The sequence below is a fragment of the Acidobacteriota bacterium genome (assembly GCA_040752915.1).
Lineage (GTDB): Bacteria > Acidobacteriota > UBA4820 > UBA4820 > DSQY01 > JBFLVU01.
Genome location: JBFMHB010000046.1, coordinates 1 through 23,346, shown reverse-complemented (window position 1 = coordinate 23,346; position 23,346 = coordinate 1). Strand labels below are relative to the sequence as shown.

General features: G+C 67.0%; 25 protein-coding genes, 1 tRNA gene and 1 other RNA gene. 10 read left to right on the top strand and 17 right to left on the bottom strand.

The annotated features are described in order from the left end of the window. From AB1824_09485 to AB1824_09455, 7 genes are all read left to right on the top strand, one after another. Positions 1-355, top strand: a 355-nt coding sequence (locus AB1824_09485; GenBank protein MEW5765194.1) for a hypothetical protein, incomplete at its 5' end; no start/stop codon positions are given. 94 nt (positions 356-449) lie between these two features. Next, positions 450-546: signal recognition particle sRNA small type (ffs, locus tag AB1824_09480), an RNA gene on the top strand. Between the two features lie 54 nt (positions 547-600). Next, the gene (gene dnaX, locus AB1824_09475) at positions 601-2,271 is read left to right on the top strand and encodes a DNA polymerase III subunit gamma/tau (GenBank protein MEW5765193.1); all 1,671 of its coding nucleotides are present in this window, start codon (positions 601-603) and stop codon (positions 2,269-2,271) included. After that, positions 2,255-2,554, top strand: coding sequence for a YbaB/EbfC family nucleoid-associated protein (locus tag AB1824_09470; GenBank protein ID MEW5765192.1), 300 nt, complete (start codon positions 2,255-2,257; stop codon positions 2,552-2,554). Before dnaX ends, AB1824_09470 begins: the two co-directional genes overlap by 17 nt. Before the next feature lie 9 nt (positions 2,555-2,563). After that, entirely contained in the window at positions 2,564-3,172 is a 609-nt protein-coding gene (recR, locus tag AB1824_09465) for a recombination mediator RecR (protein ID MEW5765191.1), read from the top strand. A gap of 111 nt (positions 3,173-3,283) precedes the next feature. Beyond that, positions 3,284-3,784: a roadblock/LC7 domain-containing protein gene (locus AB1824_09460; GenBank protein ID MEW5765190.1), complete on the top strand. Its 501-nt coding sequence runs from the start codon at positions 3,284-3,286 to the stop codon at positions 3,782-3,784. Between the two features lie 19 nt (positions 3,785-3,803). Beyond that, the gene (locus AB1824_09455) at positions 3,804-4,388 is read left to right on the top strand and encodes a GTPase domain-containing protein (protein MEW5765189.1); all 585 of its coding nucleotides are present in this window, start codon (positions 3,804-3,806) and stop codon (positions 4,386-4,388) included. Positions 4,389-4,433: 45 nt separating this feature from the next. Here AB1824_09455 and AB1824_09450 read toward each other — a convergent pair whose 3' ends face one another. Next, positions 4,434-5,036, bottom strand: coding sequence for a hypothetical protein (locus AB1824_09450; protein ID MEW5765188.1), 603 nt, complete (start codon positions 5,034-5,036; stop codon positions 4,434-4,436). Positions 5,037-5,107: 71 nt separating this feature from the next. Next, positions 5,108-5,479, bottom strand: coding sequence for a helix-hairpin-helix domain-containing protein (locus AB1824_09445; GenBank protein MEW5765187.1), 372 nt, complete (start codon positions 5,477-5,479; stop codon positions 5,108-5,110). A gap of 384 nt (positions 5,480-5,863) precedes the next feature. Between AB1824_09445 and radC the strand changes: the two genes are divergently transcribed. Continuing rightward, the gene (gene radC, locus AB1824_09440; protein ID MEW5765186.1) at positions 5,864-6,544 is read left to right on the top strand and encodes a DNA repair protein RadC; all 681 of its coding nucleotides are present in this window, start codon (positions 5,864-5,866) and stop codon (positions 6,542-6,544) included. 135 nt (positions 6,545-6,679) lie between these two features. On the opposite strand, the gene AB1824_09435 is transcribed toward radC, so the two are convergent. From AB1824_09435 to AB1824_09410, 6 genes are all read right to left on the bottom strand, one after another. Continuing rightward, positions 6,680-7,765: a nitronate monooxygenase family protein gene (locus tag AB1824_09435; protein MEW5765185.1), complete on the bottom strand. Its 1,086-nt coding sequence runs from the start codon at positions 7,763-7,765 to the stop codon at positions 6,680-6,682. Positions 7,766-7,850: 85 nt separating this feature from the next. Continuing rightward, positions 7,851-9,140, bottom strand: coding sequence for a glutamate-1-semialdehyde 2,1-aminomutase (gene hemL, locus AB1824_09430; protein MEW5765184.1), 1,290 nt, complete (start codon positions 9,138-9,140; stop codon positions 7,851-7,853). 87 nt (positions 9,141-9,227) lie between these two features. Then, positions 9,228-10,265 carry a recombinase RecA gene (recA, locus tag AB1824_09425; protein MEW5765183.1) on the bottom strand — a complete coding sequence of 346 codons (1,038 nt, stop codon included), beginning with the start codon at positions 10,263-10,265 and terminating at the stop codon, positions 9,228-9,230. 155 nt (positions 10,266-10,420) lie between these two features. Next, complete coding sequence (gene argF, locus AB1824_09420) at positions 10,421-11,356, bottom strand: ornithine carbamoyltransferase (GenBank protein ID MEW5765182.1); 936 nt, start codon at positions 11,354-11,356, stop codon at positions 10,421-10,423. 67 nt (positions 11,357-11,423) lie between these two features. Continuing rightward, entirely contained in the window at positions 11,424-12,422 is a 999-nt protein-coding gene (locus tag AB1824_09415; GenBank protein ID MEW5765181.1) for a carbamate kinase, read from the bottom strand. Positions 12,423-12,425: 3 nt separating this feature from the next. Beyond that, entirely contained in the window at positions 12,426-13,739 is a 1,314-nt protein-coding gene (locus tag AB1824_09410) for a cyclic 2,3-diphosphoglycerate synthase (GenBank protein ID MEW5765180.1), read from the bottom strand. A gap of 173 nt (positions 13,740-13,912) precedes the next feature. Here AB1824_09410 and AB1824_09405 point away from each other — a divergent pair. Further along, a tRNA-Gly gene (locus AB1824_09405) sits at positions 13,913-13,988 on the top strand. 309 nt (positions 13,989-14,297) lie between these two features. Here the strand turns inward: AB1824_09405 and AB1824_09400 are convergent. From AB1824_09400 to AB1824_09385, 4 genes are all read right to left on the bottom strand, one after another. Beyond that, positions 14,298-15,659, bottom strand: coding sequence for a class I SAM-dependent RNA methyltransferase (locus AB1824_09400; protein ID MEW5765179.1), 1,362 nt, complete (start codon positions 15,657-15,659; stop codon positions 14,298-14,300). Further along, a complete protein-coding gene (locus AB1824_09395; GenBank protein MEW5765178.1) occupies positions 15,656-16,177 on the bottom strand; it encodes a S24/S26 family peptidase in 522 nt (173 codons plus the stop codon). Before AB1824_09395 ends, AB1824_09400 begins: the two co-directional genes overlap by 4 nt. A 15-nt stretch (positions 16,178-16,192) precedes the next feature. Continuing rightward, the gene (locus AB1824_09390; GenBank protein ID MEW5765177.1) at positions 16,193-16,729 is read right to left on the bottom strand and encodes a GAF domain-containing protein; all 537 of its coding nucleotides are present in this window, start codon (positions 16,727-16,729) and stop codon (positions 16,193-16,195) included. Positions 16,730-16,821: 92 nt separating this feature from the next. After that, on the bottom strand, positions 16,822-17,406 hold the full coding sequence (locus AB1824_09385; protein MEW5765176.1) for a helix-turn-helix domain-containing protein: 585 nt from the start codon (positions 17,404-17,406) through the stop codon (positions 16,822-16,824). Positions 17,407-17,639: 233 nt separating this feature from the next. On the opposite strand from AB1824_09385, the gene AB1824_09380 reads away from it, so the two are divergent. Then, the gene (locus AB1824_09380; GenBank protein ID MEW5765175.1) at positions 17,640-18,107 is read left to right on the top strand and encodes a hypothetical protein; all 468 of its coding nucleotides are present in this window, start codon (positions 17,640-17,642) and stop codon (positions 18,105-18,107) included. A 38-nt stretch (positions 18,108-18,145) separates the two neighbouring features. Here the strand turns inward: AB1824_09380 and AB1824_09375 are convergent, their stop codons facing one another. The 5 genes from AB1824_09375 to AB1824_09355 form a co-directional block, all read right to left on the bottom strand. Then, positions 18,146-19,684, bottom strand: coding sequence for a YifB family Mg chelatase-like AAA ATPase (locus AB1824_09375; protein MEW5765174.1), 1,539 nt, complete (start codon positions 19,682-19,684; stop codon positions 18,146-18,148). Continuing rightward, complete coding sequence (locus AB1824_09370; GenBank protein MEW5765173.1) at positions 19,681-20,913, bottom strand: hypothetical protein; 1,233 nt, start codon at positions 20,911-20,913, stop codon at positions 19,681-19,683. The genes AB1824_09375 and AB1824_09370 overlap by 4 nt, the downstream gene beginning before the upstream one ends. A 47-nt stretch (positions 20,914-20,960) precedes the next feature. Further along, the gene (locus tag AB1824_09365; protein MEW5765172.1) at positions 20,961-22,280 is read right to left on the bottom strand and encodes a tetratricopeptide repeat protein; all 1,320 of its coding nucleotides are present in this window, start codon (positions 22,278-22,280) and stop codon (positions 20,961-20,963) included. Next, a complete protein-coding gene (locus AB1824_09360; GenBank protein MEW5765171.1) occupies positions 22,277-23,134 on the bottom strand; it encodes an RNA polymerase sigma factor RpoD/SigA in 858 nt (285 codons plus the stop codon). Before AB1824_09360 ends, AB1824_09365 begins: the two co-directional genes overlap by 4 nt. Next, positions 23,118-23,346: hypothetical protein (locus tag AB1824_09355; GenBank protein ID MEW5765170.1), on the bottom strand; the 229-nt coding region annotated here is incomplete at its 5' end. The genes AB1824_09355 and AB1824_09360, both read right to left, overlap by 17 nt.

Sequence of the window (23,346 nt, the reverse complement as noted above, 5' to 3'; positions counted from 1 at the left end):
CACGCGCGGGGTTCAGCTCGAGGTACCCCTTCCGCTTCCCGTGAGGGGCGCCTGTGAGGTCCGGTTTCTCCTCGACCAGGGTGAAATTCTCGTCCGGGCCACCGTGAAGCGGTGCCGCGTTTGGGGGCGGGCGGGCGGGGAAGCCCCCTCCCGGGGCCTGCTTTACCGGGCCGGACTGGAGTTTGAGCGGCCCTTCCCCGCGCTGCTGGGAGCCATGGGCGTGGGGGAGGCGTCGGCGGAACGGCCCGGCGGTGCGGAGGGAAGCGCCGGCCCACATAGGAACGGGGGGCCGTGGGCGGGAAGGGCCGAAGTCCGTCTTCGGCGGGACGAGACCCCCGAGGAGGACCCCGACTGAGTCTCCCTCGGGCCCGGTTTCGGAGGAGAGGTTCCCAGGCGCGCCCCCGGGGGGTATACTGCCCTCGGATCGGGTTCCGACCCACCCTTATGGGGTTCGAGCCCTGTGCAACGCGCCCTGTGAACTCCGCCAGGCCCGGAAGGGAGCAACGGTAAGCAGCCAGCTCGTGTGCCGCAGGTCGCTTGAACCCCTTTCCATTTTCCGCCACCCTAGGGGCTCCGGCAGCCTTCGAGCGGGGGAGAGCCATGAATCAGGAACGCCCACACCAGGCACTGGCGCGACGGTACCGCCCGCGGTCCTTCTCCGAAATGGTGGGCCAGGAGGCCGTTGTCCGCACCCTCCGGAACGCCCTCGCGAGCGGCCGCATCCATCCCGCCTATATCTTTTCGGGCATCCGGGGGGTAGGAAAGACGACAGCGGCGAGGATCTTCGCCAAGGGCCTCAACTGCGCCAACGGCCCCACGCCCGACCCATGCGGCGCTTGCCCGGCCTGCGAGGAGATCGCCCGAGGGGCCTGCCTGGATGTGCTGGAGATCGACGGCGCCTCCCACACCCATGCGGAGGAGGCCCGGGAACTCATGCAGGCAGCTCGCTACATGCCCGCCCGGGACCGCTACAGGATCTTCATCATCGACGAGGTCCACATGCTCTCCGTGCAGGCCTTCAATGCCCTCCTCAAGACCTTGGAGGAGCCTCCCCCGCACGTCGTCTTCATCCTCGCCACCACCGAGCCCCACAAGATCCCCGAAACCATCCACAGCCGCGCCCAGCACTTCGTTTTCCGGCGGGTCCCTCCCCCGCGGGTGGCCCGCTACCTCCAGGAAATCTGCCGGGAGGCCGGGGTCGAGGCCGAGCCCGAGGCGCTGGAGATCGTGGCGCGGGGAGGTGAAGGCTCGGTCCGTGACAGTCTGACCCTGCTCGACCGACTCCTCGCCTACGCCGACGGGCCCTTGACGGAGCGGGAGACCTCGGAGGCGCTCGGAGTGGTGGGCCAGGAGGACCTTCTGGGGCTGCTGGAGTCCCTCATGGGAGGAGATGCCCGCGCGGCGGCCTCCTTCGTGGACAGAATGCGGGAACGGGGCCAGAACCTGGACCGATTCCTCGGGGACATGGACGAGACCCTTCGAACGGCCATGCGATGGAAGCTGGGATCTGACGCCCCAACCGCTCCGCAAAGGTTGAAGGCCCTCTCCTCCGGGGCCTCGCTGGAAGACCTCTTGAGACTCACCGACCTGATCGCCTCGACACGCCAGCGCCTCAAGGGGGCGGCGGATCCCGAAGCGCTCGTGGAACTCCAGCTCGTGAAGGCGGCCCACCTGCCGAACATTCTGCCCCTGGACGCCATCTTGGGGGCTCTGGCGGGCCAGGCCCCTCCCTCCCGGCCGCCGTCGGGGAACGGGGAGCGGGCCAAGGTGCCCCAAAAGGAGATGGAGGAGGCGGAGGAGGCGGAGGAGGTGGAGGGCCTCCGTTTCCGCGCCCTCATTCCCTTCAAGCGGATGGACGAGGGCGAGGCGGCCTCCTTGGAGAGCGATGGCCGCTTTTCGGCGTTCAAGGAGGCCGCGGGGCTCAAGGTGCCCCTGGCCGCCTCCGCCATCCAAGCGGCGGACGTGTCCTTGGATCCCGACGGCGTTCTTCACGTGGCCCTTCCCGATGGGGCGCTCACGGCGGCCGCCCTCCTGGGTTCGCCCGAATCACGGGAGGTGCTGGAGCGCTCGGCCCGTGAACTGGGCTTTCCCGGTCGGGTCGTGGTGGAGGTGCGGGAGCCGGATCTCCAGGCTGCGCCAAAGGAGCCCGAAGGGCCGAAGGGGACGCCCCTTGCAGAAAAGGTGATCCGCCGCCTCGGGGGCCAGGTGGTGGGCGTACGGCCGGTGACGCCGCCGGTGCCGGTGGGAGGAGAAGATGCCGAACCTGAATAAGCTCTTGAAGCAGGCCCAAAGGATGCAGGAGAAGGTGCAGGAGGAAATGGAGGCCCTCCAGGTCCAGGAATCGGCGGGAGGCGGGATGGTCAGCGTCCTCATGAACGGGCACAAGCAGGTCCTGGAGATCCGGGTGGACCCGTCCCTGCTGGTCCCCCAGGAAAAGGAAATGCTGGAGGATCTCCTGGTGGCCGCCGTGAACGCGGCGGGCTCCAAGGTGGACGAGACCCTGCAAACCAAGTTGGGGGGCCTGGGAGGGGGATTGGGCCTTCCCGGCTTTTAGGGTACGGTCGTGGCCGAACTTCCCTTCCCCCTCCGCCGCTGTCTGGAGGTCCTGCGCAAACTGCCGGGTGTGGGGCCCAAGTCCGCCCAGAGGATGCTCTTCCATCTCCTGGAAAGGGCGCCGGACGCCCCCCGTGAACTCTCCGAGGCGCTCCAAAGAGTGGCCGAAGAAGTGATTCGATGTCCCGAATGCCGGGTCTACCAGGCCGCCGGCGAACCGTGTCCACTGTGTAGCGACGCCCGGAGGGACCCGGGGGTCCTCTGCATCGTGGAAACGCCGTCCGACGTATACCTGGTGGAGGAGACGGGCGAGTTCCGGGGCCGGTACCACGTTCTCCACGGCCTCCTATCGCCCCTTCGGGGAGTCCGTCCCGAAGACCTCGGACTGGAGGCCCTTGAGACAAGGATCGCAGGCGGCGAGGTGCGGGAGGTCATCCTGGCCACGCCGCCCACCTCCGAAGGGGAGGCCACGGCTTCCTTCCTGGCGGCTCACTTGGAAGGGCGGGTGGGCCGCATTTCGCGGATCGCCTACGGCCTCCCCGTGGGCGCGGAGTTCCAGTACGTGGACGCCCAAACCCTTTCCCGCGCGCTCTCGGGCCGCAAGACCCTCACCTCGTGATTCGCCCTGTGAACCAGCCCCTCGCCTGAGCTCCCCCCGGGCAGGGGGTCGGGGATACGTTGCAAGGCCCGAGGGGATTGTGCTATACGAGCAAAGATTAGGGAGGACCGTATGGGCGCCTCAGACCTCATCATGTATGAGGAGGAATTTCAGAAAATCAAGGACATTATCAGCAAGCTGAGGGTCGACGCCAACGCCAACGTGGTCTTCCTGGTGGACAAGAACGGGCAGCAGATCGCGGCAACGGGGGACGTGGAGCGGCTGGACACGACGTCCCTCGCCTCCCTCACGGCGGGAAATGTGGCGGCCACGGATGGCCTGGCGAAACTCATCGGAGAAAAGGAGTTCGCCGTCCTCTTTCACGAAGGGGAGAAAGAGAACATCCACATCTCCATTGTGGCGGGGAAGGTCATCCTCGTGGTCATTTTCGACGAACGATCCTCCCTGGGGCTCGTCCGCCTTCGGGTCAAACGCAGCTCCGAGGAACTCAGCCGGGTCTTTCACCAGATCATGGAGAAGACCGAGCGGGAACGGGCCACCGGTGCGTCGGCGCTAGAGTCTCCCTTCGCGGAGATCACGGACGCGGACATCGACGCGCTCTTCAACGAGTAGAGGCGGGGGAGTCCGGGCCATGTCCTTTATCAACTATGCCTCCCGAGAGATCAACTGCAAGATCGTCTACTACGGGCCGGGGCTGTGCGGAAAGACCACCAACCTCCAGTACATCTACGAAAAGACGAATCCCCAGGCCAAGGGAAAACTGATCTCCCTCGCCACCGAGACGGATCGCACGCTTTTTTTTGATTTCCTTCCCCTGGATCTGGGCACGATTCGGGGGTTCAAGACCCGTTTCCACCTGTACACGGTCCCCGGCCAGGTCTTTTACGACGCCTCCCGCAAGCTCATCCTGAAGGGGGTGGACGGGGTGGTGTACGTGGCCGATTCTCAGGAACCGAGGATGGACGCCAACATCGAGTCCATCCGGAACCTGGAGGCCAACCTCCAGGAGCATGGGTTCGATCTGAGGGCCATCCCCTACGTGCTTCAGCTGAACAAGCGCGACCTGCCCACGGCGGTCCCGGTGGAGGAGATGCTCCGGCAGCTCCGCTTCAAAGACGAGCCCGTATTCGAAGCGGTGGCCGTCAAGGGGATCGGCGTCTTTGACACGCTTAAAGCCTGTGCAAAACAGGTGCTCATCGAGCTTTCCAAGAAATAGCCCGTCCAAGCCGCGGGGCGAAGAAAGCCCTCCGCGAGGCGGGTCTCACCCCCACCGCGTCCACGTCCCCTTGAACCACCGGTACAGGCGCATCCGTCCGTCGATTCCCGCCGCCCGAAAGGCCCAGGCCTCCTTGCCTTCCGCGTCCCGCAGGTAAAGGGTTCCTGGCGTGGCTGTGAAGGTGGGGCTGAAGCTCCAGGTGTTCCCTTTCCCGAAGCGCACGGGATCGTCCGGGGGGAGGGGGTTCCCGGCCGGGTCGGTGCGGACCTCGGGGGGGATGCCCACTCTCGCCCAGGGCTGCTTCAGCGGCCTGGCCGACCCGAGAGGCCGGTCGATTCCTCGCCGGATGTCCTCACGCTTCACGCCATCGGCGTCGCCGTCACGGTATAGCCGGGCGGTCACCCCGTTTTCGGAGTCGGAAAAGACCACTCCCACATACGTCCGTTCGCAAACGGCCCGGGTCGCCGCTTCGGCGACCAGGGCTTTCACCTCGGAGGCGAGGCTGCGGGTGGCCGACTGTCCGGCGATGCGATTCAGAGCCCCTGCGGCGACCACGGCGGCCATTCCGAGCGCGGCCACGGTCAATAGGCCTTCAATCCAGCTCGATCCCCTCTCCCGTTCACCTGCGGTCTTCCGTTGCACGTCCATGGTTCATCTCCCGAACAAGAAAAGGGGCGGCGGGGTGGCACGCCCCGCCGCCCTCGATCCGGTCCATTTCCCTACAGGGAGAGGTGGGGCCGAAGCCCGTCCAGAACCTTGGGGCCGATCCCCTTCACATTCCGGAGCTCCTCGATGGTCTTGAAGCCCTTGTGCGCCGTTCGGTAGTCCACGATCCGCTGGGCCATCTTGGGGCCGATCTTCGGAAGGGTGGCCAGCTGCTCGGCCGAGGCCGTGTTGAGGTCCACCTTCCCCGCGGGCAGGGCCTTGGCCTTCCGGCCCGCCGTCGCCTTGGGGGCCTTGGCCGAGTCCACGGTCTGGGCCTTGGCGCCTCCAGGGGTCTGGGCCAGGATCGGGAGGGAAGAAAGGCAGAGCCCCCCCGCCACCAACGCCATGGTCACCACCGCCACCAGTTTCTGGGTCATGTTCCGCATGTTCGCCTCCTCTGCGTCTTTGTCCGGGGGACCGCCCCGCCGGTACGCCCGGAACGGAGCAGGGGGCGTGCCAGGAGGACCGGCATGGGAGATGTCCTTACAAATCAGTTAAATAGGCGATGTCGTGTGGATTCCTGGAAGGGACCTTCCAATCCGGTTCCTGGACGGGTTTGCTAACGTCCATGTTATCAACAGGATAGCAAGTCAATTTTCTTGGACGCGCCGTTTTCAGTGCAGACCCGAGGGCGGTCATTGCAACCCGTTGATCCAGAAGGACTTGCCTCTTGACACGCGAGGTGGATACCGGAAGGCCTGACCTCCGAACCCGGGCAGGGCCCTTGCACCGCTCCCACCTGGAGGTGACCCATGGCTGAGGGAACCATGCTGGGAATCAAAGAAATGCCGGAGGAGGAGCGGCCCCGAGAGCGGTGTCTCAAACGGGGGGCGGCCTCCCTGAGTACCACCGAACTCCTGGCCATCCTGCTCAGAACAGGAAGCCGGGGAACAACGGCCCTGGAAATGGCCCGTGAGGCTCTCGTGCGCGCCGGTTCCCTTCGAGGCCTCGCCGCCATGGAAGCTTCCGAACTCGTCCGTTTCGGCGGCCTCGGGCCGGCTCGCGCCGCCCAGGTGGCGGCGGCCCTTGAATTGGCGCGGCGGTTCACGGAGGAGGAAGTGCTGCGCAAAGAGACCCTCGCCGGTTCGGAGGAGGCCTATCGCTTTCTCAAGCCGCGCCTCCGCGACTTGCCCCACGAGGTATTCGCGGCCATCTTTCTCAGCCAGAAGCACGGCGTCCTCGCCTATCGGGAGCTGTTCAGGGGGTCCATCTCCTCGAGCACGGTCCACCCGCGGGAGGTCGTCAAGGCGGCCCTTCGGGAAAACGCGGCGGCCGTGATCCTGGCGCACAACCACCCCAGCGGACACGTGGCGCCGAGCCCCGACGACCTCCGCTTGACGGAGCAGCTCAGGGCCGTCCTTTCCCAGATCGACGTGCGGGTTCTGGATCACCTGATCGTGGGCGGAAACGGGTACTTTTCGTTTTCCCGGGAGGGGCTCCTGCATGGATAGGGCCCCGCGGAGGAGGGATGCCCCCGACCTGATGGGACTTTCGGATCGGGAGGACGCGCCCGGCCGCCACGGCTCACCGGCTCGCAAGGCCTCCGGGACGACTCCCATTCGCCGGAGCGCCTTTCCGGAGGGTTCTCAGCTCGCGGCTTCCTCGTACTCCCGCCGGAGGGCCTCCACGATCTGACGGACGGAAAGGATGCCCTGGGCCCGGAAGGCGTTGGCGCCCGCGAAGGCGAAACCGCTCCGCAAGTTTCCCTTCTGGGCGTTCACGAGGGCCAGGGCGATGCAATAGGGGGCGGTCTTGTAGTCGCAGGTGGTGATGCAGTGATAGGGACACTTGAAGGGCGACTTCTCGCCGGCCTCCACCGAATCGAGGAAGGCATTTCGGATGGCCCGTCCCGGAAGTCCCACCGGGCTTTGGATGATGCCGATGTCCCCTTCGCGGGCGTTGAGGTAGGCCTCCTTGAAAGCGGGAGCGGCGTCGCATTCGTGGGTGGTGACGAACCGAGTGGCCATCTGCACTCCAGAGGCGCCCAGGCGTTCGAACTTCAGGATGTCCCCCCCCGAATACACGCCTCCCGCCGCCACGACGGGGATGGGCCGCTCGGCTCGGTCCTCGAAGGCCCGAACGGCGTCGACGACTTCTGGAACCAGAATTTCCAGGGCGTTGGAGGGCTGGGTCAGGTCCTCGGGCTTGAAGCCGAGGTGCCCGCCCGCAAGGGGGCCCTCCACCACGATGGCGTCCGGAGCCCGCCCGAACCTCTCCAACCAGCGTTTGCACAGGATGGTGGCGGCCCTGCCGGAGGAGACGATGGGGGCCAGCCGGGTCCGGCACCCCGAATCAAGGTACTTCGGGAGGTCCAGCGGAAGCCCCGCTCCCGACAGGATGAGGTCGATTTTCTCCTCGACGGCCGCTCTCACCATTTGAGCGTAGTTGGTCATGGCCACCATGACGTTGACGGCCAGCAGCCCCCTGGTCCTTTCACGAGCCTTGCGGATCTCCCTTTTCAGGGCCCGGACGTTGGCCTCGATGAAGTTCGTGTACACGTCGGGTTCGCCCATGCCGATGCCCACCGCGGCGATGGTTCCGACGCCTCCTTCGTCGGCCACGGCGGAGGCCAGGGAAGAGAGGGAGATACCCACCCCCATCCCGCCCTGAATCACGGGGAGCGTGGCGACCCAGTCGCCGATCCGGAGGGGAGAGAACTCTCGCTTGCCCATGGTGGACCTCCTGGGGCGGTGGCCCCATGCGATCGCTTCGAAGGTCCTCGCTGGGACGGACGGTCTCGGCCGGTGTTGCCGGGTTCTAGAGGGCGGCCAGGGCCTCCCGGGCGGCCGAAAGGGTGGCGTCCAAGTCGTCCTCCGTATGGGCCGTGCTGACGAAACCCGTCTCGAACTGGCTCGGGGCCAGGTAGATCCCCCGCTCGAGCATGGCCCGGAAGAAGGCGCCGAATCGGGCGGTGTCACAGGTCCGAGCCGAAGCGTCATCGTCCACGGGGCCGCCCGTGAAAAAGGCCGTGAACATGGACCCCATTCGATTCACGGTGAGGGGGACGCCGACCTCGCTCGCGGCGTCGGACATCCCCTTGCCAAGGCGGTCCGCCAGGGCCTCCAGCCGTGAGTAAACGGCGGCCCTGTCGCGGTCCAGGATCTTCAGGAGGGTGAGCCCGGCCGTCATGGCCAAGGGGTTCCCCGACAATGTCCCCGCCTGGTAGACGGGACCGGACGGGGAGACCTGCCGCATGAGGGCTTCGCTCCCGCCGTAAGCCCCCACGGGGAGGCCGCCCCCGATGATCTTGCCGTAGGTGACCAGGTCGGGGACCACGCCGGTTCGCTCCACCATTCCTCCGAAAGCCACGCGAAACCCGCTCATGACCTCGTCGAAAATCAGGACGGTCCCGTGCCGCCGTGTGAGCTCCCGGGCCGCTTCGAGGTACCCGGCGCGGGGCAGGAGCGTGCCCACGTTGCCGGGCAGGGGTTCCACGATGAAGCACGCCACCTCCTCTGGATGGGCCTCGAGCACCCGCTCCAGGGCGCCCACGTCGTTGAAGGGGATGACCAGGGTGTCCGCGGCGAGCCCTTTGGGAACGCCAGGACTGCTCGGCGTGCCGAAGGTGAGGGCGCCGCTCCCGGCTTCCACCAGGAGGGAGTCTCCGTGGCCGTGGTAGCAGCAGGCCACCTTCACGATCTTGTCGCGGCCCGTGGCCCCCCGGGCGAGGCGGATGGCGGACATGGTGGCCTCGGTCCCGGAATTCACCATGCGGACCATTTCCAGGTGGGGGAGGCGGTCGCAGAGGAACTCCGCCATCTCCACCTCGAGCCGGGTGGGGGCGCCGAAGGAGGTGCCGTCGGAAAGCGCCTTCTCGAGAGCCTCCCGGATCTGGGGATGATCGTGGCCCAGGATCATGGGGCCCCACGATCCGACATAGTCGATGAATCGGTTGCCGTCCTCGTCCCACAGGTAGGCTCCGCGGGCCCTTCGAATGAAGGGGGGATCCCCGCCCACCGACCGGAACGCGCGGACCGGCGAGTTCACCCCGCCCGGAATCCTCCGCACGGCGCGGCCCATGAGTTCCTTGCTCCTAGCGTGTTCCATGCTCACGCTCCAGACGGTCAACCGGTCCGGCGCCGGGGCCGGAAAAGGCCCCTGGGCCTTCCCACCCCGGCACGCGGTCCGGCAAGGCTATTCGGACTTTTGGGGCCCGGACCCGGAAGGCTCGACCGCGACGCCGACCTTGGCCCGGATCTTGGCTTCGATTTCGTCCATGAGCTTGGGGTTGTCCACCAGGTACTGGCGGGCGTTTTCCTTTCCCTGGCCCAGCCGCACTTCACCGTAGCCGTACCAGGTGCCCGACTTCTCCACGACCCGGTGCTCCACGCCAAGATCGAGGAGGTCTCCAGCCTTGGAAATGCCGACCCCGTACAGGATGTCGAATTCGGCCTGCTTGAAGGGAGCGGCCAGCTTGTTCTTGGCCACCTTGACGCGGACGCGGCCGCCGATGGCCTCCCCGCTGGCGGCCTGAAGGTTCGCGATCCGCCGGATGTCCAGGCGTACGGAGGCGTAGAACTTCAGGGCTCGGCCTCCGGTGGTGGTCTCGGGATTGCCGAACATGACGCCGATCTTCTCCCTCAGCTGATTGATGAAGATGATCATGGTGTTGGACTTGCTCACGATGCCCGTGAGTTTCCGAAGGGCCTGGGACATGAGCCGGGCCTGAAGCCCCACGTGGGAGTCGCCCATTTCGCCCTCGAGTTCGGCCTTGGGAACGAGGGCCGCCACCGAGTCCACGACAATGACATCGATGGCCCCGGAGCGGACCAGGGCCTCCGCGATTTCAAGGGCCTGTTCGCCGGTGTCCGGCTGGCTGATGAGGAGGTTGTCCACGTTCACGCCGATCCGGGCCGCGTATTCAGGGTCCAGCGCGTGTTCCGCGTCCACGAACGCGGCCATGCCGCCCTGCCGGTGGACCTCCGCCACGACCTGCAAGGCCAGGGTGGTCTTGCCGGAGGATTCGGGGCCGTAGATTTCGATGACCCTCCCCCGGGGCAGGCCCCCGATGCCCAGGGCCAGATCCAGGCTCAGGCTCCCCGTGGGCACAACGGGCACCTTGACCTTGGCCCCCCGCTCCCCCAGGCTCATGATGGAGCCTTTCCCGAACTGTCTTTCGATCTGCTGGACCGCCGCCTCGATCGCTTTTTTCCGTTCCTTGGAGATCTCCATCACTGCCTCCCTTCGGGCGCCCTCATTCTGGGCCAACGGGACCCTGGATTCAACCGACCCACGCCCCGATTCTTACAAGAGTCGTGCCATCTCTCGGAACGCGAGAAGGGGCGGCCCTTCGGCCGCCCCCATGCAGATGAACCCAGGGCTCGGCCTCAGTCGAGTTCGCCTTCGGCCACCATGAGGCGGAGGATGACCGCCTTCTGCGCGTGGAGACGGTTCTCCGCCTCGTCGAAGACCACGGACTGCCAGCTTTCCAGGACCTCTTCGGTGACCTCTTCTCCCCTGTGGGCGGGGAGGCAGTGCATGAAGATGGCGTCTTCCTTGGCCTTGGCCATGAGGGCGGCATTCACCTGGTACGGCGCGAAGATCGCTTTCCGGGCCTCGGCCTCGGCTTCCATTCCCATGGAGGCCCACACGTCGGTGTAGACGACGTCCGCCCCGCGAACTCCCCCGTCGAGGTCGTTCGTGACTTCGATGACGGCGCCGGTCTCCTTGGCGTCCTCCACGGCCAACGCCACGGCCGCGGTCTTGGGTTCGTAGCCCTTCGGGCACACGATGCGGACGTTCACGCCGGTTTTCGCCCCGATGAACATCAGCGAATGGGCCATGTTGTTTCCGTCACCCACGTACGCCAGGGTCAGCCCCTTGAGGTCGCCCTTCTTTTCCAGGATGGTCTGGAAGTCGGCGAGGACCTGACAAGGGTGGCTGTAGTCGCTCAGACCGTTGATCACGGGCACTTCGGCGTATTCCGCGAGGGTCGTGATGCTCTCGTGGGCGAATGTGCGGGCCATGATGAGGTCCACCATCCGGTCGAGGGTCCGGGCGATGTCCGGCACGCTCTCCCGCTTGCCGAGGGAGATGTCGTTCGGGCCGAGGTAGATGGCGTGGCCCCCGAGCTGGGTCATGCCCGTTTCGAAACTCACGCGGGTCCTCAGGGAGGGCTTCTCGAAGATCATGGCCATCGTGCACCCCGCCAGAAAGTCCTCGAAATCCTCGGGGTTCGCTTTCACCTTGAGGGCCGTGTCCAGAATGGCCGCCACCTGTTCGACGGTCAGGTCGTGGATGGAGATCAGGTCTTTTCCGAACATTGAACGCTCCTGAATGAGGAAGGCCGGTGCTCCGCCCCGGGCGGAGGCGCGGCGGTCCGTCTTTTACTCAATTTCGGGCGGCTCGAGACCGCTTGGGGATGCCCGGAGCCTTTCCCGACTTCTCGTGGTGGATCCTGGTTCCCGCCCGGCCCAGCACGGCCTGGGGCAGGCTCGGGGCGTCCGTGATCACCACCTGTCCGCCCTTCTTCACGAGGAACTGGACCGCCGCCTCGATCTTGGGCCCCATGGATCCCGGCGGGAACTGCCCCTCCTTCTGGTAGGCCAGCACCTCCTCCAGGCTCACGTCCGCCAGGGCGCGCTGTTCGGGCTTCCCGAAATGGACGTAGAGGCAGGGGACGGAAGTGACGATGATCATTTCGTCGACGTCGAGATCGCACGCGAGAAGGACGGAGGTGCGGTCCTTGTCGATGACCGCCTCCACCCCGCGGTGGGTCCCGTCGAGTTCACGAACCACGGGGATGCCGCCGCCCCCTCCCGCGATGATGATGGCCCCGGTGTCGTACAGGGAGCGGAGCGCCCCCACGCCGAGGACCCGCTTGGGGCGGGGGGAGGCGACCACCTTCCGATAGCCCCGGCCGCTGTCCTCCACCATGGCCCAGCGCTCCGCCTCCATGAGGTGCTTGGCGCGATAGGCCGTGTAGAAGGGGCCGATGGGCTTGGTCGGATTCCGGAAGGCCGGGTCCTCCGCGTCCACCTCGATCTGGGTGAGGACCGAGAGGAGGTCCCGCTCTTTCCCCTGCCGCTCGAGTTCGTTGCTGAGGGCCTTCTCCAGGAGGTAGCCCATGCTCCCCTGGGTCTCGGCCACGCATACGTCCAGCGGGAGGGGCGGGACCTTGGTCACCGCCTCCTCCTGCCGGATGAGGTTCTGTCCGACCTGCGGCCCGTTCCCGTGCACCAGGAGGGCGCAGGCGTACCGGTCGAAGAGGGGCACGAGCTGGCGGGCCGCCTCGTCGGCGTTGGCCAGCTGTTCCTGGACCGTCCCCTTCTCACCGGCCTTGATGAGGGCGTTGCCCCCGAAGGCCACCAGGCCCCGCTTGCCGGCCATGGCCTAGAAGAGTCGTCGAATGGGCGCCTCGAGCGTGGGCTGTCCGATCTCCTGAAGGTCGTACATCACGCGCACCGAGGGCTTGTTGATCTTGATGATGCGGCCGAGGTCGATGGGAGTCGCCACGATCACCAGATCGCAGTCGGTCCGGTTGATGGTGGTTTCCAGGTCCTTCATCTGCTTGGCGCCGTATCCCATGGCCGGCAGAAGGATCCCGATCTCCGGGTACTTCTCGTAGGTGTCCTGAATGGACTTCACGGCGTAGGGCCGGGGGTCCACCAGGTCCAGGGCGCCGAATTTCCGGGCCGCCACGACTCCGGCCCCGTACTGCATCTCTCCGTGGGTGAGGGTGGGGCCGTCTTCCACCACCAGCACGCGCTTCCCGCGGATGGCTTCCGGATTGGACACGGCCAGGGGGGATGCGGCGTCGATCACGATGGCCTTGGGATTGACGGCGGCGATATTGAAACGCACCCCGTCCACGTCTTCCCCGTCGGCGGTGTCGATCTTGTTGATGACCACCACGTCGGCGCGGCGGAGGTTGGCCTCTCCGGGGTGATAGGAGATCTCGTGGCCCGCGCGGTGGGGGTCCACGACGACGATCTCGAGGTCGGAACGGTAGAAGGGGAGGTCGTTGTTGCCGCCATCCCACACGATCACGTCCGCTTCCTTCTCGGCCTGGCGGAGAATGGCCTCGTAGTCCACGCCCGCATAGACGACGACCCCCCGCTGGATGTGGGGCTCGTACTCCTCGCGCTCTTCGATGGTGCACTTGTGCTTGTCGAGGTCCTTCAAGCTGGCGAAGCGCTGGACCTTCTGGGCCACCAGGTCGCCGTAGGGCATGGGGTGCCGTACGGCCACCACGCGCTTGCCCATGGACTTGAGGATTTCGCACACCCGGCGCGTCGTCTGGCTCTTTCCGCATCCCGTGCGCACGGCGCAGATGGAAATGACGGGTTTCGTGGACTTCACCATGGTGTGATCCGCGCCCATCATCATGAAGTCGGCGCCGGCGGCGAGGGCGATGGAGGCCTTGTGCATCACGTCTTCGTGGGCCACGTCCGAGTAGGCGAACACCACGAGGTCGACCTTCTCCTTGCGGATGAGGGCCGGCATGTCCTTTTCGTCGTAGATGGGGATGCCCTTGGGATAGGCTTTCCCGGCCAGGGCGGCGGGGTACTTGCGACCGGCGATGTCAGGGATCTGGGTGGCCGTAAAGGCCACGACCCGGTAGGCGGCGTTGTCGCGGAAGAAGACGTTGAAGTTGTGGAAGTCCCTTCCCGCGGCACCCATGATGAGCACGTTCTGGGGTTTCATGAAAATGTCCTCCATTGGCGTGCGGCTGCCGGATCCGGCATTCTTCGCAGCGAGGGAGCATAAGTGTAGCAATATAAGCCCCTAAGGTCAATCGGAAGAAGAGCCGGGCCGCTCGGTGCGGGGCGCTTCACCCTTGACACCCTCCGCCGTTTCGCCGTATTCTTCCCGTCCGGGCGGGAATAGCTCAGCTGGCAGAGCACAACCTTGCCAAGGTTGGGGTCGCGGGTTCGAATCCCGTTTCCCGCTCCAGAAGAGACGAAGGAAGGGGCCGAGAGGCCCCTTTTGTCTTGGGCGAGGGGAGGGGGAGGGATTCGAACCCGGGGCGGTCGAGGGGGAGCGGGGGAACGGGGAGGTTCCCCCGCGCAGAGGGCATCCCGCGTGAGGGCGGGGGGTGACCAGGCCCAATAGCGACACGCCCAGGACCTTCGCGGGCATCCCGCGCGAGGGCGGGGGTTACGCCATGAAAGGCGACCTGGCGTACTGGCTGGCCGGGCATCCCGCGTGAGGGCGGGGGGTGACCGCCTGCCGGAGGCAGGCACCCGAGGGGGGCGGCGGCAGTCAGGTCCGGGCGAGGAGGGCGAGGGTCTCCACTCCGTAGGTTTGGGGGAAGGCGTCGAAGGGACGACAGCGGAGCAGTCGATATCCGCCCGTGCGGAGCAGCCCCAGGTCCCGTTCCAGGGCCGGCAGGTTGCAGGACACGTAGAGGATCCGTTGGGGAGCCAATCGCAGGAGGCCGGGGATGGCCTCCTTGGCTCCCGTCCGCGGAGGGTCCAGAAGGACCGCGTCGAAGCGTTCTCCGTCCTTCGCCAAACGCTCCGCCCACGGCCCCGCGTCGCCGTGAATGTGCCGGATTCGGCCACCGCAGGGGCGGGTGGCGTTGGCTTCCGCGTCCGCGTGGGCGAAGGCGCTGGATTCTACGGCCGTGACCTCCCCGCCCCCCTCGGCCAGGGGAATCGTGAAGTTCCCGATTCCAGAGTAAAGGTCCAGGAGTCGCTCCCCCGGGGAGGGGGAGAGGAACTCCACCGCCGAGTCCACCAGGGAGCGGTTCAGGGCGTAATGGGCCTGGGTGAAGGACCGCACGTCGGCCCGCAGCTCGATCGATCCCCCCGGGCGGCCGGCGAGGAAGTAGGTCACCGAGGGTTCGCCGCCCCGGGCCAGCACATTGGAGGGATCCCGAAGCGGGGTCACGAGGGCGTTTGCGAGTCCGGCGTTCTCCGCCGCGCGGAGGAGGCGGAGAGGCTCCTCCGGAGGCGTCCCGTCCAGGAGCCTCAGGTGAAGGGCGTAGTGCTCCCTTCCCTCGGACCGGACCAGCGTGAACCCCGCGAGATGTCCGGCCGTCGGGCAGGACCGCAGGGCCTTTCTCAAAGAAGCGTAGCGGTCGTTGAAGGCCCGATCGAACAGGAGACAAAGGTCCAGGTTGACGAGGCGGTGCGAAGCGTCCATGTAGAAACCCACCAGGACCCCGTCGCCGGACGGCCGGACGTGGAAATCCCCCCGGTGGCGGTAGCCCCGATCCGGCTCGGCGGCCACGATGGGCTCCATCTTGGCTCCGGGGAGGTGGGCCCGCAGGGCCTGCCGGACCAGGGCCTCCTTCTGTTCCAGTTGGAGGGGGTATTCCGCCGCCAGCCATTGGCAGCCCCCGCAATGTCCGAAATACTTGCACTTGGGTTCGACCCGGCGGGGAGAGGGGCTCAGGACCGCCGTCACCCGCGCCTCGGCAAAGCTGGATTTCACCTTTTCCAGTCGGCACAGGACCTTGTCCCCCGGCACGGCCTGAGCCACGAAGAGGACCTTGCCCTCGTGGTGCGCCACGGCGCGCCCTCCCCAAGCGAAGGACTCGACGGTGACCGATACGGGGGAGGGGGAGGAGGCGTTCCGTTGCGGTCGCGCGCCGCTTCGGGAGCCGGTCGGGCGCCTCACGGTGGAGTCTCCGTTCGAATTCCGGAGTCGCCGTTCCAGAGGCGGTCAGGGAGGCGGCGGAGCAGACCCAGGGCCGCGCGTCTCAAAAGCGCTCCAGGCAAAGCGCCGGCCCATTCCGTCAGGAGGTGCCGAAGGAGGTGGCGACGGCCGAGGGAGCGCCGGGTGGGGGCGGGCAGAGGCCGTGGCGAGGACGGGGCGCCGGCGGGCCAGACGGCCACCACCTTGCCCAGGGCCTCCGGCCAGGGACGCCAGGCGCCCAGGGCGTGGGCATCCCCTTTCTCCAGAAAGCGATCGCCCTTCCCACCCAGAAATCGATGGACCGTCACCTCGCCGGCCCTCTCGAACACCATGAGGTCTCCCCTTCGCAATTCCTCCCGGGTTGCTCGAACAACCTCCACGCCGTCCCCGTCCCGGAGGGCCGGTTCCATGGAGGAGCCCGTGACCGTCACGCGGACCGGCTCATCGGCGAGCCAGAGGGCCAACCCCGGCGGGCGGCCTTCCTGCAGGAGTCGGGCCATGGGCGACCCCCGGGGTCAGACGAAGGGAGTGGGGGTGAGGGAGGCAAGAGCAGGGGCCATCTCCTTGCACAAGCCCACCAATCGCTGTGCGTCTTCCTGGGTGAAGTTCGGGCCTGCGTCCTCCGGTGTCTTCCCCTTGCGAGACACTTCCACGACGCCGATGGCCTTGCCCCCGTGGACGAGGGGCAGGGCGACCATCTTCTGGATGGGCAGACCGCTCGTCTCCATGCCCTTCACGTTCTCAAAGAACCGAAGGTGCCTGCTCTCGGACAGCTTGTTGTCCACCTTGCCCTTCAGGGTGCGCAGGACCTCCGAGGCGAAGGCGGTCTTGTGGTCGGCCGGGATGGCGCCGGCGCCCTGGCGCAGGGCCATCGGCCACAAGAACTTGAGGGTGTTTCCCGTGGTGGTCAGAATCAGGACGGCCACCTCGTCAGGCTTGACCTTCAGGGCTGCGGCCACGGCCTCCGCGAAGATCTGCACCCCCGCCTCAAGGCGCGACTTGGAAGGGGAATCCTGGGCGGCGAGGGCCTCCAGCTTCTGACGGGCATCCATCGTTCCACACCCTCCCTCGGGCACGACGTGCGGTTCTCCGCCCACAGCGGTCCGGTGTCTCGGATCAGCATACCACGGGTCGCGGGCCGCGGTCAGGCGCAGACGACTCGCTGACAGGCGTCGGCCACCTCCGCCGCCTGGTTGCGCAAGTCACCGGAGATCAGGCCGTATATGCGGAAAATGGCCACCCGGATGATGATCCCGATGATGGCGGCCCCCATGATCTCGAGGTTGCCCGGCCGGACCTCGCCCGTTTTCTGACCGTCCTGGAGGATGTCGCGGACCAGGTGCCGGATGTGGCGCACCTTCCGGCTCGTCCGGCCCAGTTCGTTGTGCTCGCTGAGGATCAGGTAGGTGAAGAGGGTCCGGTCCTCGTCGAAGAAGCGGAAGCACCCGTCGGCCAGAGCGAAGAGCCTCTCGCGAAGGCTGGAGGCCACCAGGACGGAGCGGTCCAGCTGGGCCGTGAAATAGGAAAGGTGGGTGAGGTACAGGTCCTCGGCCAGTTCCTGCTTGCTCTGGAAGTGCCTGTACAGGGCGCCCTCGCTGACTCCGGCCCGGCGGGCGATGTCTTTGGTGGTGGTCGCGTGGATGCCCTTTTCCGTGAAGAGTTCGAGGGCCGCCCGAAGGATGTCTGGAAGCTTCGTGTCCCGCTTGCTTTCTTCTACGATCAGCTCCATCGGCGCCCCCCGAATGTATCTACTCACTTACATGCAAGCCTATCACCTGCTGATTTTTCTTGTCAAGAAGGGGGGCAGAGTGTGGGCGATAAACTTTCACTTACAAAGGACTGGGGCAGGAGCCCCCGGCCCGAAGGGGCGAGAAGGGTCCGGTCTTGCCGGGAACATCACGGAATGGTAAAAACGCCCTTCCTGTGACCCCTCGTGGGGCGAAACTTCTGGGAGCTTCTCAGATGGCCGACGTCGAGCTTGTGGATGTGCCGCCCCGCTTGAAACAGGGCATCGACTTGGCGGACCGCGGACTGACCTCGGACGCCCTCTCACTGTTCCAGGGATACCTGGAGACCCACCCCGACAGCGCCCTGGCCCTTTCGTATACGGGCATGATCCAGGCTTCTCTGGGCGCGCCCGTCACCGAGGGGCTGGACCTGTGCGTGGAGGCCCTGCGCCAGGATCCGGACGAGCCTCTGTGCTACCTCAACCTAGCGAAGGCCTACATGGCCCAGGACGATCGCTACCAGTGCGTTCGGACCATCCACCGGGGCATGCGCCTGCGGTCTCCGCACCGGCAACGTCTGCTGGATTACTACAAGACCATCGGAGTGCGCCGGAAACCCATCCTTGGCTTCCTCTCCCGGGACAACCCGCTCAACGAGTTCTTGGGCCGGCTTTCCTGGCGTCTCCGCATGGGCGGAGGCTGAGGGCCGAGCCGCTCGACCCCGGTGTTCCGCCGTCCCGCTCAATTCGCGTAAAGCTTCCGGTCCAGGGTGCGGTACTGGACCGCCTCGGCGAGGTGGCGGACGCTGATGGGACCCTCGCCCGCCAAGTCGGCGATGGTTCTGGCCACCTTGAGGATCCGGTGGTGGCCCCGGGCCGTGATGCCCCAGGAGCGGAGGGCCTGAATCAGAAAGGCCTCGGCCTCGCTATTCAGGGCGCAGTGGGCTTCCACCATGCGCTCGTTCATTTGAGCATTGGTGTGGACGGCGGAGCCGGCGAACCGCTCCCACTGTCTCCGGCGCGCCTCCCGCACCCTGGCCCGCACCGCCCGGGAGGTTTCGCCGGGCGAGGCCGCGCGAAGCTCCTCCGCCGGCATGGCCGTGACCTCCACCTGGATGTCGATGCGGTCCAAGAGGGGGCCGGAAAGCTTGGAGAGGTAGCGTTGGATCTGTGGGGGGGTGCAGCGGCATGAGTGGGCGGGGTCTCCGTGGTACCCGCAGGGGCAGGGATTGGAGGCCGCCACCAGCATGAAGGAGGCGGGAAAGGTCAGCTTGCCCCGAACCCGCGCGATGGAAATGCGCCGGTCCTCCAAGGGTTGACGCAGGCTTTCCAGGACGTCCCGCTTGAACTCCGTCAGTTCGTCCAAAAACAGGACACCGTTGTGGGCGAGGGAGATCTCCCCCGGGCGGATCACCGAGCCCCCGCCGATCATGCCCGCGTAGGAAACGGTGTGGTGGGGGGCGCGGAAGGGCTGATGAGACACGAGGCCTCCGTGAAGCGCCGAGCGCTCCCCCGTGGAGGAGAGAACCCGGGTGGTTTCCAGCGCCTCCGCGAAGGACATGGGAGGGAGGATGGTGGGAAGGCGCTTGGCCAGCATGGACTTGCCGGAACCGGGAGGGCCGAGCAGGAGGACGTTGTGGCCTCCGCTCGCGGCCACCTCGAGGGCCCTTTTCACGTGGGCCTGCCCTTTGACGTCGGCCAGGTCCACGGACCAGGGGGGATCCTCCAGGAGTTCGCTGTACGTCTTGTGGGGCAGGGGGTCCAGAGCCAGGTCACCCCGAAGGAACCGCACGGCTTCGGAAAGGCTGGCGAGGGGGAATACGGGGCAACCCTCCACCACCGCGGCCTCCTCCCCGTTGTCGGCGGGGCACAACAGGGCCATTCCCTTGCTCCGGGCCAGCAAGGCCATGGACAGAACCCCGTGGATCGGCCGGAGGGCTCCGTTGAGGGCCAGTTCGCCGACGATGAGGGCCCTTCCCTGGAGGGCATCGGAGGGGATGTGCCCGGTGGCCTTGAGCAGGGCAAGGGCGATGGGCAGGTCGAGTTGGGCTCCTTCCTTCCGGATGTCCGCCGGGGCTAGGTTTACGGTGACCTGCTCGAGGGGATACTGATAACCCGAATTGAGGATGGCGCCGCGCACCCGCTCCCGGCTCTCCCGGACGGCCGCATCGGGAAGGCCCACCGTCACGTAGGCCGGCATCCCCGGCTGGACGTCCACCTCCACTTCGACGGGTACGGCATCGATGCCGTACAGGTCCGCGGAGGTGAGGCGCACCATCATGGGTGTTCGGGCTCCTTCAGGTGAAGGGGGGCCTGGTAGAATCCGCCCGACCGCGTCCGGCACTGAAGGAACAGGGCCCCGACGCCCCCGAGTTCCGGACCCAGCGCCACCCGATAGCGGTTGACGCCCGCCCCGCGCGACGGGAAGCTTGGGAGCCCCAGAAGGTCGGCGGAGCCTCCGGCTGGAGGGCCGTTGAAGAGCGAGTAGTCCAGAATGCCCGCCCGCTCCTCCAGGAGCAGGTCCAAGGTCCCCTCCTCCAAGGAACCCTCCCGAATCCGGAAGGGGGGCGTCGGGTCGCCCCAGAGGGTCAAGGCCAGCCCCGCCCCGGAGTCGGTCCGCCCTGCGTTCCAGAGCACCACCCACAGCCGGCTGGCGCCGGGAACCAGGGGCAGGCCGCCGCTTTCGGCGAGCGTCCCCACCCCGGACCAGAGCACGCGGCCCGAGGCGTCCGAAAGGAAAGTGAGCACGTGGAGGTCCTGACCGTCTCCCGCGAGGGCCAGATCCACCGCGGCCGCCGCATCGGGAAGGTCGAAGGCGCTAGAGGTCCAGCCTCCCGGGGGCAGGTTTTCCGAGAGCGCCCACACGGCGGGCAGGGTGCCGGGTTCGGTGTCGATCAACCGCGCCTCCATGGCCCGCGACAGGATCCACGCGGCGTACCTCCGGAGAAAGGCCGAATAGGGCACCCCTCTCCGCTCCAGGGCCCCCTTCAGGCGGGCACCACCCGATCCCGGCGGAAGGGCCTCCGGCAGAAGGGTCGGATCCGAGACGGCCTCCGAAAGGAATAGGTACAGCAGGGCATCCTGGACCATGGGCTCGCCCAGGCGGGGGGAGCCGGCGGCGCGGGCCAGCCCGTCCACGAGGGGCGTCGGATCGCCCAGGACCAGGGAACGCAGGGCATGGAGCGCGGCGGGCCGGGCGGACTCGTCGAGGGCCGCCGAGGCATCCGCCCACATGGCTCCAAAAACCCCCTCTGCAAGGTCGCTCGTTCGAGGAACGAGAAGGGGGTCCGCCACGGTGGCGGGAGTGCCGAAGAAACCTTTCCAACAAGCTGTAAATCGGCGATGGATTGCCGCCGCGACGGTTTCTCCCGCGAGATTGGTCCCGGCCGGAAGCCAGAGGGCCGCCCCATCGGTCCCGGAGGAGACCACCACAGGGGCCTTGGCGGGTTGCGCCAGGGCGCCCACCGCGATGAGCAGAAGCAGGAGCACAACCAACCGACGGCTCGCCACGCGAGGGCCTCCAGTTCCAGGGATTCTGGACCACGGCCCGGGACCTGTCAAGGATTGGGTTCAGGTTCGGGTCCCAGCGGCTCCATGGCGGAGGCCCATCCAGGGGCCTTGGAGAGGGACGAAAAGGCCGGGTCGGATCGAGGATCGGGGAGAAGGTTCTCCCCCGGTGAAATCTCCTCCCGATGGCGCAAGGCCGTCTCGAGGGAGCGAAGGGCTTCTTCCGGGCGCCCCGCCGCGGCGTGGAGCCGGGCCAGGAGATAGTGGGGCCAGGGATGGTTCGGAGAGGCGGAGCCGGCGCGCCTCAACGCCAGGTCGGCCTCCTCCAATCGGCCCTGGTCCAGCAGCCAGGCTCCGGATCGAATTCCGGCGTATCGAACGGCCTCCCGAGGCAGGCGAGGGGCCGCCAGGTCCTCCCGGAGGGAACGGAGGAAAGCCTCCGCGGCCTCCTCGGGGGGGCCGGTTTCCAGCAGCGCCCCCCCGAGAAGGTACCAGGCCCAGGGATCGGAGGGGTCGAGGGTCGCCGCCTCCCGCAGCCGGGCGGCGGCCTCCTTCCAGCGGCCCCGGGCCAGAAGAGCGGCTCCGGACCGCATGGTCGGGCTGGAGGGGCCATCGTTGGGTTGAGGGGGCAGGTGCATCACGAGGGCGGCCTGGAATCGAGGGGTGCCTCGAAGGCCCTTGAAGTCCTCGTCCAGGGACGGATCGGGAAGGGTGGCACCCCCCGGGGCCCGGGCGTCTGCATCCAGGGCGGCCACCAGGGATTGGAGGGCGTCCCCGGTCCGGCCATCGAGGGCGAGCACGCAGGCGCGGTTGTACGAGAAGGAGGGATAGTCGGGATCCTCCGTCAGGGCCGAGGCGTACACGTCGGCCGCTTCCTTGAGGAGCCCCTGGAAGGCGAGGGACAGGCCGAGCCCGTCCGCCGTTTGGCGCCGTTGCTTCACGCCCAGGCCCGGCGAGGACCGGTCCAGCCGGAGTGATTCCCGGAAGGCTTCGGCGGCCTCGGAATACCTGCGCTGGGCCAGAAGAGCGTGGCCGAGGTAGCTGAGCGCCAGGGCGTTTCCCGGATCGAGCAGGCAGGCCTGGCGCAGGAGGGGCTCGGCGGAACCGGCGTCCCCTGCGTCCAGGTGCATCGCGCCCTGCCGGAACAGGGTGTGGGCCTTCTCTCGCGGAGGAATCTGGGACAGCGCCGGAGCGGCCAGGGCCAGCACCGCCAGGGCGAGCAGACCGGCGCGGTGGGTCGCGGGCAGGGTGCGCCGCCCTCCACGCGGCCCTTCGGACCGGTCCGGGACGACCTCGGGGTCCCGCGGGGCGGCATCCCCCGAGCCGATCCTCCGCGGGTCATTCGCCCCCTTTGGCGCACAGGCCCTCAATTCAGATACCCCATCAATTGGCGGCTTTTCTTGCTGTGTTTCAACTTCTGGAGGGCCTGGGTCTCGATCTGGCGGATCCGCTCCCGGGAAAGCCCCAGGTGATCTCCCACCTCCTTGAGGGTATGGGAGTCCGAGCCGTCCAGCCCGTACCTCAGCGTGAGGACGATGCGCTCCTTCTCGTCGAGGTCGCGCAGCATCCCCCGCAGAAGCTTACGGAAGGACTCCTCCATGAGGTTCTGGTCCACGGGGGGCATGGTGACCTGTTCGATCTTGTCCAGAAGCTGAAAGTCCGAGTCTTCCTCCGACGCCGATTCAAGCGGCAGGTCCTCGGTCTCCGCCTGCATGAGGACCTCCACGTTCTCGCGGGGCACGTCGAGCTCCTCGGCCACCTCCCCCACCGTGGGGGGACGCTCCAGGATCGGGGTCATGGCGGCGATGGTCTTGTGGATGTTGTAAAGGAGGTTGGCCTGCTTCTGGGGGATGCGGAAGGGACCTCCTTGCTCCGAGAGGGCGTGGATGATGGCTTGGCGGATCCACCAGACGGCATAGGTGATGAACTTGACGCCCTTGCCGGGGTCGAAGCGCTTGGCGGCCTCGATGAGACCGATGTTTCCCTCGTTGATGAGATCCTGGAAGGAGAGGCCCCACCCGCGGTACTTCTTGGAAAAGGAGACGACGAAGCGGAGGTTGGATTCGACGAGCTTCTGGAGGGCCTCGCGGTCGCCGGTCTGGATGAGAACCCCGAGCCGCTTCTCCTCCTCGGGGGTCAGGAGGGGAAAGCGGGAGATCTCGCGCAGATAGCGCTTGAGGAGGGCGGATTCTTCGCCGCTGGGAACGCTATTCTTGGGTGCCATCGCCCCTCTCCAGATGGTCCAGCAGGACCTGGAGGGAGCGCTGTGGAATTCGAACGAGGGCTTGCTTCCGCACCTCGTCCCGCGTCACGCCCCTTCGCCCGAGCTGCTCCAGAAAGAACTCCAGAAAGCCGTTCATCTCATCCTGCATGCGGCCCATTTTCTCCCGCATGTTGAGAACAATTTCAACCCCCGCGAGATTCACGCCGAGGTTT